General features: G+C 65.5%; 15 protein-coding genes and 1 tRNA gene. 6 read left to right on the plus strand and 10 right to left on the minus strand.

Annotated features, from left to right (window positions below; translation table 11 throughout):
• Positions 1–61 precede the first annotated feature (61 nt).
• From cmk to CHB65_RS03240, 4 genes are all read left to right on the plus strand, one after another.
• Positions 62–640 (plus strand): (d)CMP kinase, encoded by a 579-nt coding sequence (cmk, locus tag CHB65_RS03225; protein WP_089383623.1) that lies wholly within the window; start codon positions 62–64, stop codon positions 638–640.
• 27 nt (positions 641–667) lie between these two features.
• Entirely contained in the window at positions 668–1,795 is a 1,128-nt protein-coding gene (locus CHB65_RS03230) for an RNA-guided pseudouridylation complex pseudouridine synthase subunit Cbf5 (protein WP_089383624.1), read from the plus strand.
• A 23-nt stretch (positions 1,796–1,818) separates the two neighbouring features.
• Positions 1,819–2,904: a succinylglutamate desuccinylase/aspartoacylase family protein gene (locus CHB65_RS03235; protein WP_089383625.1), complete on the plus strand. Its 1,086-nt coding sequence runs from the start codon at positions 1,819–1,821 to the stop codon at positions 2,902–2,904.
• A 69-nt stretch (positions 2,905–2,973) separates the two neighbouring features.
• Positions 2,974–3,044, plus strand: a tRNA-Pro gene (locus tag CHB65_RS03240).
• Positions 3,045–3,100: 56 nt separating this feature from the next.
• Here the strand turns inward: CHB65_RS03240 and CHB65_RS03245 are convergent.
• From CHB65_RS03245 to CHB65_RS03265, 5 genes are all read right to left on the minus strand, one after another.
• A complete protein-coding gene (locus CHB65_RS03245) occupies positions 3,101–4,492 on the minus strand; it encodes an ABC transporter ATP-binding protein (protein WP_089383626.1) in 1,392 nt (463 codons plus the stop codon).
• Positions 4,489–5,568, minus strand: coding sequence for an ABC transporter ATP-binding protein (locus tag CHB65_RS03250; RefSeq protein WP_089383627.1), 1,080 nt, complete (start codon positions 5,566–5,568; stop codon positions 4,489–4,491). The genes CHB65_RS03245 and CHB65_RS03250 overlap by 4 nt, the downstream gene beginning before the upstream one ends.
• A gap of 6 nt (positions 5,569–5,574) precedes the next feature.
• On the minus strand, positions 5,575–6,843 hold the full coding sequence (locus CHB65_RS03255; RefSeq protein ID WP_089383628.1) for an ABC transporter permease: 1,269 nt from the start codon (positions 6,841–6,843) through the stop codon (positions 5,575–5,577).
• A 1-nt stretch (position 6,844) separates the two neighbouring features.
• Entirely contained in the window at positions 6,845–7,819 is a 975-nt protein-coding gene (locus CHB65_RS03260; protein ID WP_089383629.1) for an ABC transporter permease, read from the minus strand.
• 86 nt (positions 7,820–7,905) lie between these two features.
• Complete coding sequence (locus CHB65_RS03265) at positions 7,906–9,828, minus strand: ABC transporter substrate-binding protein (RefSeq protein ID WP_089383630.1); 1,923 nt, start codon at positions 9,826–9,828, stop codon at positions 7,906–7,908.
• 151 nt (positions 9,829–9,979) lie between these two features.
• Between CHB65_RS03265 and CHB65_RS03270 the strand changes: the two genes are divergently transcribed.
• Positions 9,980–10,942, plus strand: a complete 963-nt coding sequence (locus CHB65_RS03270) for an HFX_2341 family transcriptional regulator (RefSeq protein WP_089383631.1) — start codon at positions 9,980–9,982, stop codon at positions 10,940–10,942.
• A 27-nt stretch (positions 10,943–10,969) separates the two neighbouring features.
• Here CHB65_RS03270 and CHB65_RS03275 read toward each other — a convergent pair whose 3' ends face one another.
• The gene (locus CHB65_RS03275) at positions 10,970–12,295 is read right to left on the minus strand and encodes a 5'-deoxyadenosine deaminase (RefSeq protein WP_089383632.1); all 1,326 of its coding nucleotides are present in this window, start codon (positions 12,293–12,295) and stop codon (positions 10,970–10,972) included.
• Positions 12,296–12,354: 59 nt separating this feature from the next.
• Positions 12,355–12,771, minus strand: coding sequence for an SHOCT domain-containing protein (locus CHB65_RS03280; RefSeq protein ID WP_089383633.1), 417 nt, complete (start codon positions 12,769–12,771; stop codon positions 12,355–12,357).
• 71 nt (positions 12,772–12,842) lie between these two features.
• Between CHB65_RS03280 and CHB65_RS03285 the strand changes: the two genes are divergently transcribed.
• Complete coding sequence (locus CHB65_RS03285; protein ID WP_089383634.1) at positions 12,843–13,526, plus strand: non-canonical purine NTP pyrophosphatase; 684 nt, start codon at positions 12,843–12,845, stop codon at positions 13,524–13,526.
• A 7-nt stretch (positions 13,527–13,533) separates the two neighbouring features.
• On the opposite strand, the gene CHB65_RS03290 is transcribed toward CHB65_RS03285, so the two are convergent.
• The 3 genes from CHB65_RS03290 to purS are packed head-to-tail and all read right to left on the minus strand — an operon-like array spanning position 13,534 to position 15,117.
• Positions 13,534–14,175, minus strand: a complete 642-nt coding sequence (locus CHB65_RS03290) for a DUF7384 family protein (protein ID WP_394335403.1) — start codon at positions 14,173–14,175, stop codon at positions 13,534–13,536.
• A 16-nt stretch (positions 14,176–14,191) separates the two neighbouring features.
• Positions 14,192–14,869, minus strand: coding sequence for a phosphoribosylformylglycinamidine synthase I (gene purQ, locus CHB65_RS03295; protein WP_089383635.1), 678 nt, complete (start codon positions 14,867–14,869; stop codon positions 14,192–14,194).
• Positions 14,866–15,117, minus strand: coding sequence for a phosphoribosylformylglycinamidine synthase subunit PurS (gene purS / locus CHB65_RS03300; protein WP_089383636.1), 252 nt, complete (start codon positions 15,115–15,117; stop codon positions 14,866–14,868). Before purS ends, purQ begins: the two co-directional genes overlap by 4 nt.
• Positions 15,118–15,163 lie beyond the last annotated feature (46 nt).

The following is a 15,163-nucleotide window of genomic DNA, read 5'->3' on the forward strand; positions in this document are numbered from 1 at the left end:
GGGGTATCGCAGTGAACCGACGAACGACAACGGTTTTGAGCGATACCGCCGGAATGGACATATGCTGATCACCGTCTCCGGCCCGCCGGGAAGCGGGAAGAGCACGAACGCCGCGGGGCTCGCGGCGGCACTGGGGCTCGAACACGTCTCCGGCGGCGACATCTTCCGTGAGATGGCCGCCGAGCGCGGCATGACGCCCGTCGAGTTCAACGAACACGCCGAAAACGACGACGACATCGATCACGCCCTCGATGAGCGGCTCTATACGATCGCGACGACGCGAGACGACCTCGTGTTGGAATCACGGCTTGCGGGGTGGCTGGCGGGCGATCACGCCGACCTCCGATTCTGGTTCGACGCGCCGGTCGCGGTTCGTGCCGAACGGATCGCCGCGCGTGAGGACAAACCCGTCCCCCGTGCCCGCGAGGAGACGAAACGTCGAGAAGCGTCCGAGCGGAAGCGCTATCTGGAGTACTACGGGATCGACATCGATGACCTCTCGATCTATGATGCGGCATACAACACCGCGCGCTGGGGCCCCGATCGGTTCCTTGATGCGCTCGTCGCGACCGTGGAGGCGTATGAACCCACGACGGACGAGGGAAAGGTCCCGGTCGTGGGCGTCACCCACGACTTTTAACCACGCCCCGCCTCGAATCGATAGCACATGAGTGATCATCCCGGCGGCACGCCTCGGGAGCACGCCGCCGGTGCGTCTCGGGAGAACGCCGCCGATGCGTCTCGGGAGAACGCCGTCGCGTCTCGGGAAAATGTCACCGACGCCTCAACGGCGGGCGACACCGCGGCTGACACCGATGTCGATCGGCTGCGGGCGCCACCGACTGCCCGGAGCGTCCCCGAACTGCTCCGATTCGGCGTGATCAACCTCGATAAGCCGGCCGGCCCGTCCTCCCATCAGGTCTCCGCGTGGGTCCGCGATCTGATAAACGAGACGCTGGCGGCCATCGATCCGGAGGGCCCACCGATCGCGGGTGTTGCACACGCCGGGACGCTCGACCCGAAGGTCACCGGCTGTCTCCCGACGCTCACGGGGACCGCGACGCGTGCCGCACAGGTCTTTCTTGCGGGGCGAAAGGAGTACGTCTCGGCGCTCGAACTCCACGGGCCGGCACCGGGCGACCTCCCGGAGGTGATCGCCGAGTTCGAGGGGCCGATCTATCAGAAACCGCCACGTAAAAGCGCGGTCAGCCGACGGCTCCGGGTACGACGGATCCACCGACTCGATCTGCTTGAGCGCGACGATCGCCGTGCCCTGCTCCGGATCAGCTGTGAGTCCGGGACCTACGTTCGCAAGCTGTGCCACGACATCGGCTTGGCCGCGGGCGTTGGCGCGCACATGGGCCACCTCCGGCGCACCGCAACCGATCCGTTCGACGACCGTGATCTCCACACGCTTCAGGAGTTGACGGACGCGCTCGTGTGGGCCGCCGACGGCGACGAGACGTTCCTGCGTGAAATCGTCCGTCCCGCGGAGGCGGCGTTCGTTCACCTCCCGTCCGTGACGATCGCGCCCTCCGCCGCACGCGCCGTCGCCACGGGCGCGCCGGTGTACGCACCCGGCGTGATCGATGTCTCGGAGCCAGCAGCCGGCGTCTCCGGTGCGGTCGGTGACGGCGACGCCGACGGCGACGCGGGCAACCACGAGGGTGCGGAAGAGAACCCACTTGTCACCTGCTACACGCCCGACGACGTAGCGGTCTGTCTCGGACGGCTCGTGGGTCACCCGGATGCGGATTCCGGCGTTGTCGTCGAGCTTGAGCGAGTCCTTTTATAATCTGACTCGTCGCAGATGGGGGCATGCAACTCGGAACCGCGACCGCCGAGCCCGGCACGTTCGCACGCGGCTGGTTCGAGGTCGCCGACCTCCCGACCGGAACACCCGAGCGCCTGCCGGTCCTCATCGCCAACGGCTCCGAACCCGGGCCCTCCCTTTGGCTGACCGGCGGCGTCCATGGCGACGAGGCGACGGGGATCGCGGCCGTGCTCGACGCGATGGCCGCGTTCGAGGCGTCGCTCTCGGCCCTCTCGGGTGCGGTCGTCGCCGTGCCGGTCGTCTCGCCGGCCGGGCTCCGACGGAGCGTTCGCCACACCTACTACGACGACGCGGACCCGAACCGTCACTTCCCGGACGCCGATGCGAGTGCCTCCCGGCCGCCGAAGCTCCAGGAACGGATCGATAGGCGGCTCTACGAGGCCATCGTCGACGGCCCGACCGCCGCGGACGCGCTCATCGACTGCCACACCGCGGGCGTCGCCAGTGAGCCGTTCGCGATCCGCGACCGTGTCCTGTACGGCGACCGCCGAACCGAGGCAGAGGCGAACGCGCTGGCGGACGAACTGGAGACGATCGTCGACGCGTTCGGCTTCCCGATAGTGACGGAGTATCCCGCAGCGGAGTACGTCGAGGAGAACCTCCACCGCTCCTTGGCAGGTGCCGTCCTCAACGATGCCGGCGTTCCGGCGTTCACCGCCGAACTGGGCGCGCATAGCGTCGTGGATGACGAACTCGTCGCGGCCGCCGTCGACGGGATCCACCGGATTGCCCTCGACATGGGCCTCCTTACGGGAGACGAGCTGGAACACGAGGCAGGCGTCACGGCTCCGTCCGTCTCCTTCCCCGTTCGACGGTATCGCGGACCGACCGCTGAGGTGGCCGGCCTCGTTCGTCACCACGTCGGCCCCGGCGAGGTGTTCGAGGATGGCGACGTGCTCGCGCAGGTCGTTTCCGCCACCGGCGAGCCCCGAGCGACGATCCGGGTCGAGCACGACGGCTACATGCTCGGCCGAACCGATGGGCTCGCCGTCTACGAGGGTGACCCGATCGCGAGCCTCGCGGTGCGTGATGACGGTGACCTCGTCGTGCCGCGCGATGTGACGGAGTGACGCGAAACCGCACCCGTCCACGAAACGAAGTTCTTAATTACCGAACGCCCATCCGTCCACATGCAGCTTGGGACCGTGGGGTAGTGGTATCCTCTGCGGATGGGGTCCGTAGGACTCGAGTTCGACTCTCGGCGGTCCCATAACGTCGCCTTTCGCGTCAGAAACCGGCGAGCCCTTGGTGTCGGTTTCGGCGGCACTAGTCCCTGGTATCGGTCTTGATGTCCTCGCCGCCGGTGTCGGACCCGTCACCCGTTCTGTAGGCGTCGCTCTCGACATCCCGCGTGTCGTACTCCTCGGAGTGAAGCAGACACGCGGACCGGTGATCGTCGTCGTGTTCGGTGAATCCCGGCTCGGTCTCCTCACAGGGCGTCGTGAAACGGTCCTCGAGGACCGAGCGAGCCTCGTCGGTCTTACCGCGGACGAGCGCCTCCATGGCTCGATCCAACGCTTCATCCGCCCGCTCGTCCGGTAAGGGTTCGGTGAGCCCGTATTCCTCGCGCACCTGCGCTTCGAGGTGAGCGGGCGTCGCCTCCGATCCGTCCGCGACGGTATTCTCCTTGATCCCGTCGATATCTATCGCACCGCGGCTGACGTGTTCCCGGAAGTGCATCACGCGCCGCCACCCATCCTGTGGCAGCGAGACCCCCGCCGGCTGGATGATCCGGTGACATCTCGTGTGGAACCGGCAGCCGGACGGCGGGTCGGCCGGGCTCGGGACGGTCCCCTCCAACGTAATGTTTCGTCGCCTCCGTCGAGGGTCGGGTGTGGGAATGGCCGAAACGAGCGCTTCCGTGTAGGGATGTCGTGGGTCGGTAAAGAGCCGCTCCGTCGGGCCGATCTCGACGATCTTCCCGAGATACATCACGGCGACCCTGTCACAGATGTGTTTTACGACGGACATATTGTGGCTGATAAAGAGGATCGAGAGGTCGAACTCCTCCTGGAGATCCGAAAGCAACGAGAGGATCTCCGCTTGGATCGAGACGTCGAGCGCCGAAACGGGTTCATCGGCGATCACGAGTTCCGGGTTCAACACCAGCGCCCGGGCGATGGCTATCCGTTGTTTCTGCCCGCCGGAGAACTCGTGTGGATAGCGTTCGTAATCGCTCGCCGCGAGGCCGACGCGCTCGAGCAGGTCCTCGACGATGGCTCGACGCTGTTTCCGATCCGTCATCCCGTGTACTTCCAAGAGCTCCGCGACCGACTCGCCGACCTGTTTCCGCGGGTTGAAACTGGATGCGGGGTCCTGAAAGATCATCTGTGCCTCCCGGCGGAACCGCTTCAACTCCCTCCCGCCGAACTCCACGACGTTCGTCGGGCGCGTCGTCCCCGCCGGCGACTCCTCCGTCCGGCCCCCGCCCCGAAAGATCACCGCCCCCGATGTGGGATCCTCCAAGCGGACGATCGACGCGGCGGCGGTGGACTTTCCACAGCCGGATTCACCGACGATCCCGAGCGTCTCGCCGCGTTTGATATCGAAGCTGATCCCGTCGACCGCCCTGACGCGGCCGACTTCACGGTTGAACAGCCCCCGCTTTACCGGATAGTGCTTCTTGAGGTTTCGGACCGACAGTATCGGCTCGCTCATCGGTGCCCCCGATCGGATCCGGGCGTGGCGTCCCGGATCGGCCCTGCATCGCCCTCGGGTCCGTAATGAATGCAGGCGACGGTGTGGTCGGCCGCCGTCGCCGGCAGCTCCGACGGATGATCGCCCTCCCGGCAGTCGGGGACGACGAACTCGCAGCGATCGGCGAACCGACAGCCCGGAGGTGGTGCGGTGGGATCCGGGAGGATACCCGGTATGCCGCCACCCGCGCCCCCGTATTCCGGGAGACAGCCCAAAAGCGCCTGAGTGTAGGGATGTGACGGACGCTCGAAGATATCGTAGACGGAGCCGCGCTCCATGACCTTCCCCGCGTACATCACGATGACTTCGTCCGCCAGTTGCGCGACGACGCCGAGGTCGTGTGTGACGAAGAGGATCGCCATCCCGAACTCCCCTTGCAGCTCGGCGAGGAGGTCGAGGATCTGTGATTGGACGGTCACGTCGAGCGCGGTCGTCGGTTCATCGGCGATCAGGAGGTCGGGGCTCGTCGCGAGCGCCATCGCGATCATCACCCGCTGTTTCTGCCCGCCGGAGAACTCGTGTGGGTAGTCATCGAAGCGCGCGCTGGCGTTGTCGATCCCGACCCTATCGAGGAGCTCGATGGCCCGCTCGCGGGCCGCCGCCTCCGGGACGTCCTCGTGGATCCGGATCGCCTCGACGATCTGCCAGCCGACGGTGAAACAGTGGTTCATCGCCTCCTGTGGGTTTTGAAAGACGTGTGCGATCTCCCCGCCGCGGACCTCCCGAAGCGTCCGCTCGGAACACGCCGCGATGTTCTCACCTTTGAACCATACCTCGCCCGTGATCCGTCCCGGGGGCTGGTTGATGATCCGCGTGATCGACTCGGTGGCGACGGTCTTTCCCGATCCGGACTCCCCGACGATACACACGGTTTCGCCGGGATCGACGGTGAAGCTCACGTCATCGACGGCGGTCAGGGTCCCGTTTTCGGTGTCGAATTCGGTGGTGAGCGACTCGACTCGCAGCAGCGGCTCATCGGTCTGTTCCCCCGTGGCCGCGTCGGCGAGCCGTTCGTCCGTTGTGCTGTTTGCGGTCATCGTGTGTTATCGGTCGGTTTCGGCTTCCGCCTCCGGATTGATCGCATCGAGGATCGCGTCCCCGAGGAAGTTGAACGCCAGGATCGTCAAAAAGAGCGTGAATCCCGGGGCCAACACGATCCATGGGGCGAAGTCGATCGAGGTCCGTCCTGCGGAGATCAGTTGCCCCCACGTCGGGACGGCGGTATCGCCGATCCCGAGGAACGCCAGCTGTGCTTCCGCGAGCAGAAAGCCGGGAACGATCAGCGTGAGTTGCGTGATGATGCTGCTCGCGGTGTTGGGGATGACGTGCCGTCGAACGATCGTCGGCGTCGATGCCCCGCTGATCCGGATCGCTTTGATGAACTCCTCCTCCGAGATCGAGAGGGCCTTGCTGCGGACGTAGCGTGCGGTTGCCCCCCAGCCGAACGCGGCAAAGACGAGGATGAACATTCCGAGCCCGGCGCCGTAGATGTAGAGGATCAATAAGAAGAACACGAAGGTGGGGAACGAGAGCACGATGTCCGTAAACCGCATCATGATCTCGTCGGCCCACCCGCCGAGATACGCGCTCACCGTCCCGAACGTGATCCCGATGATGGCGACGATGGTGGTCGTAATAAAGGCGATCTGCATCGTCACCGTCATCCCGTGGACGACGGAGGCGAAGACGTCCTGTCCGCCACGGGAGGTCCCCAGCGGGTGCTCCCACGTCCCGTAACACCGACCGTCGCGTATCTCGCCGACGCACCCGGTCGTGTGGACGAGATCGATGGAGGCGAACACGGGGGGTTGATAGGCGGCGGCGAGGTCCTGTTCCGGCATCGCGATGAGAAACGGGCCGAGGACCCCACCGACGAAGATCAGTCCGAGCCAGACGAGGCTGATCACGGCGGGGCGGTTTCGTTTGAACTCCCGCCAGTAATAACGGGTCATCCGCCCGTTCCGATACAGCGGATAGCCCACGTACGCGATGAACAACACGATGGTAAACATGAACAGGAAATCCAACGACCCCGGATCGAAGTCCACCCCGAGGGTTTCGAAGGGCCCGCTCAGCCCGAGGTCCGAACCGAGCCTGACGAACGTCGCTTCCCTGTCCCCGACGACGAACTCATCGTAGAGGCCCAAAAGTACGATCGGCAACCCGGCGAGAAGGGTGATCTTGAGACTCGGCGTTACTGAGAAGAGGCCCGGTTCCTCGTAGTCGTCCCAGTCGATCTCGTCGAACCGTCGTGCGGAACCCGAGGTCGCTCGGACGTCGTCCGCGCCGATGGATTCGTCGTTCCCCGTCATATTATCGGTCGTCGTAGCTGATCCGCGGGTCCAAGATCGTGAACACGATATCCTCGACGAGGTTGCCCATCACGGCGATGAACGTGAAAAGCAGCGTCGCCCCGAGGATGAGGTTCGTGTCCTGGTTGATCAACGCATCGAACGTGATCCTGCCGAGCCCGGGGATCCCGAAGACGATCTCCACGAGAAGCGAGGATCCCAAAAATATCACCAGGATCTGCCCGACGAGCGTCGTCGAAAGCGGCACCAATGTCGGCCGCATCACGTGCAGGGCGTAGGCCCGAAGCGGGCTCACGCCCTTCGCTTTCGCGGTCTTCATAAACGCCGCGTTCTGGAACTCCGCGGATTCGTTCCGGGACACACGCATTATCGCCCCGATGGATCCCGTCACCAACACGAACACCGGGAGCACGAGCTGGTGGACGTTCTGGAGGCTGAACACCGGGGCTGACGGGTCGTATGAGAGCGGGAACAGGTTCAACCAGACCGAGAAGATCAACACCAAGATCAGCGCGAAAAAGAAGTTGGGGATCGCCCAGCCGGCGAAGGCGAACCCGGTCGCGAGGTGGTCCTTCCAGGAGTACATGTTCGCCGCCGAATAGAGCCCGACGATCGGGCCGATGATGATCGTTAAGATCGTCCAGGGGATCGAGTACTGCGCCGTGTAGTAGATCCCCTCCAGTAACGCCTCCGTGACCGGCTGTGCGCGATTGTCGGACCAGCCCCATTCGAGGGTATACACCCCCTGGAGGAAATCGATGTATCGGATATGGAGGGGTTGATCGAGCCCTCGCATCTCGGCTTCACGTTGGGCGGCCTCCGTCGGATCTCCCCCTTGAAGCGCGGCCTGCGTCGCCGCCTGCGAGATGTTCGGGTCGGGCGCGAGGGCGATCAGCAGGAACGTGATCGTGACGATGATGAACGTCACGGCTACCGCCCATGCCGTCCGTGCGAGGATGTATCGGAGCAGCCCCATCTGTGTGTTATTTCAACGCAGTCGGTCCCGCATACTAACGCTGTCGAGGGATCCGGGTGGGGATGTCGTCCAACCCATCGGCTGGATCACCGGTCGTCCCGGTGCCAGCCGGCGAAGTCGAATCCACTACTGAAGTTCTCGAACGGTCCCCTGATGTCCGGCTGATAGCCTTCGATGTCGTCGCCGAACGCGAGCATGATGTACGGCTGTTCCTCGTTGAGTCCAGCGAACAACTCCTCCGCTGCCTCCGTGAGTTCATCGCGGGTCTCCGCGTTCCGCATTCCCTGCAGCGCGCCGGCGGCGTCGAACTCGGGGTAGTACCCTACCGGATTGTATTGGCTGTTCGGGCCGTCGAAGAACACCTGATTCGTGATGGGGTTGCGCGGATAGGTGTTGAGACCGAAGATGGTCGCGAGATCCCACTCATTGTCGCTGGTGACGCTCCGCGGACCGGGGTTTTGTGGGGCCGGTTCCTCCCAGACGACCTCCTCGCCGTCGATCTCGGTACTGCTCCCCGGCTCGGGCTCGGCCTGCCAGTAGTTCTCCGAGAACGTCGTCCCGTCGATCGGTTCGGCATCCAGCTCGATCCCGAGATTGTTCTCGAACTCACGGGCGATGAAGTCGGCGGCGAGCTCTTGGGTCTCACTGGCGGCGTTGTACAGGACGGTGAGCTCTACCTGGTTCCCCTCCGGGCCAACGAGCACGTCGCCGTCGTAGCTGTAGTCCTCGTCGATCTGATCGAGCGCCTCCTCGGCGAGTTGGCGTGCGGCCTCCGGACCGTACACGCCATCGTTCGGGTCGCCCCATCGGGTGAGTTCAAGGTCCTCCGGGAACCACTCGGAGAACTCCGGCTGCCACGTGAAGTGGGGTTCGGCGAATCCCCGCAGGATCCCTTCGATGAACTCCTCTTTGTTGATGGCGGCGGCGATCGCCTGACGAAACGCGGTCACCGTGAACAGGTTGCCCGGTCCGTGGGTCCACCCGTTGTCACGCATGTTGACCGACAGAATAGTATTGAACGGGGTGGGCTCGAGGATCACCATGATCTCTTCATCCTCGATGAACTCCTGGGCGCGGTCCGGTGGGAGCGTGACGTTGTCGGTCTCGCCCTGTGCGAGGGCTTGCACCCGTTGCGCCTCCTCATCGAGGATCTGGATCGTCGCGTCCTCGAAGTACGGCGCGTTCCCAAACAGCGAGCGGTCGTCGTTCCGCTCGCCGACCTCACGGAGGTAGTACTCGTCGTTTCGTACGTACCTCGTTCCTCCATCCCTGATCCACTCCTCTAACGTGTACGGCCCGAGGTTGCCCGCGAACGACAGGTCGAGTAACTCCTCGTGTTCCCGAAGTCCCGCTGCGTCCTCCTCCGCGACGTACGGTTCGAGGAGGTCCTTCGGTATCGGGTACTCCAGCGGATCGAACGTTTCCGGCCAGATGATGTTCGGATCGGCGAGCCGTGCGTGAACCTCCAGTTCCCCGGTCGCTTCGACCTCGACCCCCTGCCAATCGGTCGCGTTAGCGGTGTTCGCCCAGTCGCTTTGATGAACCTCTTGGATTAGATACACGTAATCGTCCGCCGTGTACGCCCCGTACGGATCACTGAACTCCAAGTTCTCACGGAACTGGATGCGCCACTCGCTTCCGTCGCCGGCGACATCCTCTATCGTTTCGAGCAGCAACGGGAACACCTCGTTCTCCCCGTCGAAGGTGTATCCTTGATCGAGGGCATATCCGATCGCCGTGCCTGCACCCGATTCTGTGTTGTAGAGCGGGTTGATCGTATCGAAGGAGGACCCTTGGACCGCGTGATACGTTCCTTCCACCGGGGGTGGATCCCGACTGAGGTCGAGCTGTGCACCTTGATCGCCGGCAGGGACCGCGTCATCGTCGTCCGTCGGGTCGCCCTCGTCGGCACAGCCGGCGGCGGCTGTGACACCCGCGACGCCCATCGCCGAGAGCCACTGTCTACGGCTTATCCCGGTATGAGCGAACTCCGCGGAATCTGGTGGCATGTGTCAACACCTATCGGCTATATCGACATAAGCGATTTTGACAACGATCGGATGCTTTTGGCGCTTCGGCCTCCCAGCGCTATCATCCACCCGGACGCTCGCCGTCCACGAGGCTGTCGGCTTTTAAGCCAGCGGCCGTTCAGGTGGATACATGCAGACCCACGTCGTTCCGGTCGGGTTCGACTACGACCGGCTTATCGCCCCGCTCATCCGGGACCAGTTCGACGTCGACCGGGTGATCCTCCTAGAGGGCACCGTCGGCAGCGAGGCGAACGTCGAGTACTCCCGAAAGATCGCTCGCAAGCTCGAACAGGACTTCCGGAACCTCCTCGGCGCCCAGACGGAACGTGAACGGCTCGAGGACGTCTACGACTACGACGCCGCCTTCGAGCGCGCCTTCGATCTGATAAACGCCGAACTCGATGGCGACGTGGGTGATCGTCGCTCCGATGGCGCCGCAACCCCGGAAGCGGACGAGGAGCGCGAGGTCTGGGTCAACGTCTGCTCGATGCCACGACCGGTCTCGTTCGCGTTCGCGACCGCCGCCCACTCGATCATGGTCGAGCGACAGGCGGACCGTGACCGGATCCACACCTACTACACGGCTCCCGAGAAGTACCTCGAAACCGAACTGGCCGAGGAGCTCCGCGCCAACCGTGACCTCCTCGGCGAGTTACACGACTCGGGCTCGGTGACGGACGACCGGATCGACGAACGGCTGCGGACGACGACCGACCTCCTTGCGGAGTTCGACGAACGGGGAACGACGATCGGCGCGAAGCGGATCGGGGAGAACCACATCGTCGAGCTCCCGGTCGCCTCGTTTCAGAGCGTCAAACCGTTCGAGGAACTGATCCTTTTTACTCTGGGCGAGCACGGCGAATTCGCTTCCGTCTCGGAGCTCGCGGAAACGCTCGCGGCCGACCTCAACGAGGAGTACACCGACTCGTTCCGCTCGAAGGTCATCTACAACGTCGACCGGCTCGGACCCGGCGGAAAAGGGTACATCGAACAGGAGGAACACGGGAAGTCCTACCGGACGACCCTCTCGCGGATCGGCGAACTCTGGGTTCGCGCTCACGCCGGCGACGATCGCGAGTTACATGCTCGATGATTGGACGTGGCAACGCGTTGTTCCCCGTCACTCCAACGAGGTCTCCACGCCGGCCGCCTCCGCGACACGCGCGGCCTCCCTCGTTGCCCGCTCCCGGATCGCCGCCGCGTCGCCGTCGACCAGTTCACCATCGGCGTAGCGAACCTTCCCGTCGACCATCGTGAAGATGACGTCGTCGCCGTGGGCGGCGTACACGAGGTGTGAGATCGGGTCGTGAAGCGGGGTCGCGCGGGTCCGATCGGTCGTGAGGCCGATCACGTCCGCCCGGTAGCCCTCCCGAAGCGCGCCGATCCGCTCGAAGCCGGCCGCCCGCGCGCCGTGTTCGGTCGCCATCCGGAGGACGACCGGCGCGGGGAGCCGGGTCGGGTCGAGTGCGTCGACCTTTCCGAGGAGACTCGCCTGCCGCATCTCGGTGAACGGATCGAGCGTGTTGTTACACGGGGGCCCGTCGTTGCCGAGTGCGACCGTGATTCCCCGATCGAGGTAGTCCTGTATCGGGGCGATCCCCGAGGCGAGTTTCATGTTCGAGGAGGGACAGTGTGTGACGACGGTGTCCGTCTCCGCGAGGACTTCCCGCTCGCGATCGTTCGTGTGGACACAGTGGGCGAGCGTGACGTCCGGGCCGACGATCCCCACTTCAGCGAGCCACTCGATGTTCCGCTCGCCCGTCCGTTCCTCGACCGTTGCTATCTCGTCGCAATTCTCGCTCGCGTGGGTGTGGATCGTCACGCCCTCGTGTCGATTGGCGAGTTCGCGACATCCTCGGAGACACGCCTCCGTGCAGGTTACCGCGAACCGCGGCGTGATCGCATAGCGGACCCGACCGTTCGCCGCGCCGTGATAGCGCTCGATGAGCCGTTCGCTCTCCTCCAAGCCGACCTCGGTCGGCTCCTGCAGGCCGTCGGGTGAGTCGGTGTCCATCAACACCTTCCCGAGCCGTCCCCGGATCCCCATCCCGATCGCCGCCTCGAACGCCTCCGCGGCGTGGTTCACCGAGAGGTGGTCGACGACGGTCGTCGTGCCCGACTCAAGACATTCGAGGTAGCCGAGTTCCGCGGCCGCCCGCATCGCTCGGGCGTCCATCGCGGCCTCCATCGGGAGGACGGCCTCGAAGAGCCACTCCAACAGTGCGTCGTCGTCGGCGATCCCGCGCCCCAGCGACTGCACGGAGTGGACGTGTCCGCCGACGAGCCCGGGCGCGACGAGGTCGAACTCGCGTCGCTCGTGCTCGGGATGGGTCTCACGAAGCGTCTCCGCGTCGCCCACGGCGACGATCCGGTCGTCCGCTGTGACCACGGCTCCGTTCGGGATGACCGTGTCGGCGTCGGCGATGACGGTTCCGGCGATCAGCATCTCCGTCCGTCCCTGTCGGTCGACGCTTAAGAGGGTGTCCGTTGGGATCGACGGACCAGTTACTCGAACTCGTACTCCCGGCCGGTCTCGTCGGTGTGGCGCATGCGGTCGGTCTCGTCGGTGTGGCGGTTCCGCTCGGTCGTGGACCGATCACCCGACAGCTCTTCGGTCTCAAGAAGCCGGTCGAGCCGTCGTTCAAACTCCCGTTCGTCGATCTCGCCGGTCGCATACCGTCGTCGGAGCGTCGCGACCGGATCCTTCTCGGCGGCTTCGGTTCCCTCGGCCGTGGATTCGACGAGCGGGAAATCCTCGCCGAGGACGAGCACGAGGGGAATGAGGATGAAAAAACCGATCACGAACGTGACGGGGACGAGCGCGTTGAATCCGAGGACGGCGAACAGCGACGTCAGTCCGAACGAGAGGACGCCGAGGAGGCCGATGAGCCGCTTCTTTTCGAACGTCGGGAGGGACGACATACCCCACACACGCCCCCCGAGCGATAAAATCGTACCGACGGCTATTCCTGACGCCACCCCCGAGAGCGACCATGCTCAGATACGTCACGACGAACGAGGGGAAGGTTCGGGAGGCCGAGAGCTATCTCACCGATGGAACCGTCCGCCAGCTCGATTTCGACTATCCGGAGATCCAGGCGGACGAACTCGGACCGATAGCCGCGCAGGGTGCCCGCGAGGCGTTCCGTCATGCCGGCGAGCCCGTGCTCGTCGACGATGCCGGCCTCTTTATCGATGCGTTGAATGGCTTTCCCGGTCCGTACTCCGCGTTCGTCGAGGAGACGTTGGGGATCGAGCGTGTCGCCGCGCTCGCCGACACGCTCCCGGACACGCGAGCCGCCTTCCGCTGTACGCTCGCCTACTGTGATGGCGGGGCGTTCGCCGCCAGCCCGGACCCGATCGACCGGAACGACCGCGTCGCGGCGGCCGCGGCTGGACCCGGAAGCAGCGACGCCGGTGAAGCTACCGCCAGTGACGGCTCACCGGCAGCCGCCCGAGCTGCGGACCCGCTCCCGGTCAAGCTCTTCGAGGGGTACGTTCCCGGCCGGATCGTCGCCCCACGAGGAACGGGTGGGTTCGGCTACGACCCGATCTTCGAACACGGCGGGGAGACGTTCGCGGAGATGGACACCGAGCGGAAGAACGCCGTCTCACACCGCGGACGGGCCTTGGAGAAGTTCGCCGAGTGGTACGCCGACCGGGAGGTGCCCGAATAACGTTCCCTTACTCCCGGGGGTCGCGGTCGGGCCCCGGGTACTCACCCTCGCCGACCTCCGGATACAACCGTTCGGGCGAGAAGACGGTCGCGAACGCCCGTGGATCGCGGACGCTCACGGGCATCGCCCCCTGTAACCCGGCGGCCGTTCCCGGCCGGGTGAGTGCGGGGTCGTCGCTGATGACCTGCATCGCGCCGCCGCGATACGCCGATGCCAGCGCCGGATGATCGCCGGGCGGGTGGGTGACCGGCTCACGCCAGCGCTCCATTCGTTCCCGCCAGTCGCCTGCGAGCGCGGCGTCCCCGAGGGTTTCGACCATCGCCGTGGCGTCCGCGATCAACACGTCGCTCGCGACCACCGTCGTCCACGAGTGGCTGCGGAGCTGATCGAGTGCCTCACGAGCTGGCCCATCGAGGAACAGGTCGGCCGCGAGCACGTCCGCGTCGGCGACGACACGGGCGGGGCTCGGCGTCGGTGGGGTCGATGGCGGGTCCGCCGCAGGCGTCCCGTTCCCTTCGTCCACCCCTTGTGAGGCGTCGGACTCCCGATACGAGGTGAGCGCTTGGCGGATCGCCGCCTCGTCGACGTCGTACGCGGCGGCACGGTCGAATAGCGATCCGAACGTCACTCCGGAAGTCTCCTCGGTCACGGACGGACCCCCGATCTTAGACGAACGCCCGAAGCACGCCCTCGCCGTCGGTGCTCCCCGCGACGTCCGGAAGGGTTGCGCGCTCGGGGTGGGGCATCAGCACGGCGACCGTCTCACGCTCGCCGAGGACGCCGGCGACGTTGCCGGTGGAGCCGTTCGGGTTGGCCTCGTCGGTGACGGTCCCGTCGGCGTCACAGTAGCGAAAGAGCACACGATCGTCGGCGACGAGGTCCTCGTAAGCGTCGTCGTCGATCTCGAACCGGCCCTCGCCGTGTGCGATCGGGACCTCGATCACCTCGCCCTCGTCGTACGCACGCGTCCAGGGCGTGTCGGCGCGCTCGACGCGGAGGGACACGGGCTCACACTGGAACCGGGCGGAGGCGTTCGTCGTGAACGCCCCGGGGGTCAGCCCCGACTCCGAGCCGATCTGTGCGCCGTTACAGACGCCGAGGACGGGGACCCCCTCCTCGGCGGCGTCCCTGACCGCGGCCATGATCGGGGCACGGGCGGCCATCGCGCCAGCGCGCAGGTAATCGCCGTAGGAGAACCCGCCCGGGAGCACGATCCCGTCAAGGTCCGGGGGAAGGCCGTCCTCGTGCCAGACCCGCTCGGCGTCGACGCCGAGATGTGAGAGCGCGCGGACGGCGTCCCGATCGCAGTTCGATCCGCCGAACTGCACGACGGCGACCGTCATTTCTCGGCGACCGCGACCTCGTAATCGTGGATCGTCGGGTTGGCGAGGAGTCGTTCGGCCATCTCCTCGGCGCGGTCGGCGGCCTCGTCGGCGTCTTCCGCCTCGAGGTCGATGTCGAACCGGTCGGCCGACCGGAGCCCGGCCAGCTCGAACCCGAGCCGTTCGAGCGCCCGTCGGGTCGTCTCCGCCTCGGGGTCGAGCACGCCCCGCTTCAGCCGGACCGTCACGGTCGCGGTGTATGCCGTCATTACCCGTCGGTGCGGAGTCGTGGGCAAAAACCGTTTCGGAGCGGTT

It is taken from the genome of Halorubrum vacuolatum (genome assembly GCF_900188065.1).
In the GTDB taxonomy this organism is placed as follows: domain Archaea; phylum Halobacteriota; class Halobacteria; order Halobacteriales; family Haloferacaceae; genus Halorubrum; species Halorubrum vacuolatum.

Coding starts and splice junctions, on each gene's coding strand:
- CHB65_RS03250 (WP_089383627.1), bottom strand. CDS start 5,568: ATGACCGCAAACAGCACAACGGACGAACGGCTCGCCGACGCGGCCACG.
- CHB65_RS03280 (WP_089383633.1), bottom strand. CDS start 12,771: ATGTCGTCCCTCCCGACGTTCGAAAAGAAGCGGCTCATCGGCCTCCTC.
- CHB65_RS03270 (WP_089383631.1), top strand. CDS start 9,980: ATGCAGACCCACGTCGTTCCGGTCGGGTTCGACTACGACCGGCTTATC.
- CHB65_RS03245 (WP_089383626.1), bottom strand. CDS start 4,492: ATGAGCGAGCCGATACTGTCGGTCCGAAACCTCAAGAAGCACTATCCG.
- CHB65_RS03265 (WP_089383630.1), bottom strand. CDS start 9,828: ATGCCACCAGATTCCGCGGAGTTCGCTCATACCGGGATAAGCCGTAGA.
- CHB65_RS03275 (WP_089383632.1), bottom strand. CDS start 12,295: ATGCTGATCGCCGGAACCGTCATCGCCGACGCCGACACGGTCATCCCG.
- CHB65_RS03230 (WP_089383624.1), top strand. CDS start 668: ATGAGTGATCATCCCGGCGGCACGCCTCGGGAGCACGCCGCCGGTGCG.
- CHB65_RS03255 (WP_089383628.1), bottom strand. CDS start 6,843: ATGACGGGGAACGACGAATCCATCGGCGCGGACGACGTCCGAGCGACC.
- purS (WP_089383636.1), bottom strand. CDS start 15,117: ATGACGGCATACACCGCGACCGTGACGGTCCGGCTGAAGCGGGGCGTG.
- CHB65_RS03285 (WP_089383634.1), top strand. CDS start 12,843: ATGCTCAGATACGTCACGACGAACGAGGGGAAGGTTCGGGAGGCCGAG.
- cmk (WP_089383623.1), top strand. CDS start 62: ATGCTGATCACCGTCTCCGGCCCGCCGGGAAGCGGGAAGAGCACGAAC.
- CHB65_RS03260 (WP_089383629.1), bottom strand. CDS start 7,819: ATGGGGCTGCTCCGATACATCCTCGCACGGACGGCATGGGCGGTAGCC.
- CHB65_RS03235 (WP_089383625.1), top strand. CDS start 1,819: ATGCAACTCGGAACCGCGACCGCCGAGCCCGGCACGTTCGCACGCGGC.
- purQ (WP_089383635.1), bottom strand. CDS start 14,869: ATGACGGTCGCCGTCGTGCAGTTCGGCGGATCGAACTGCGATCGGGAC.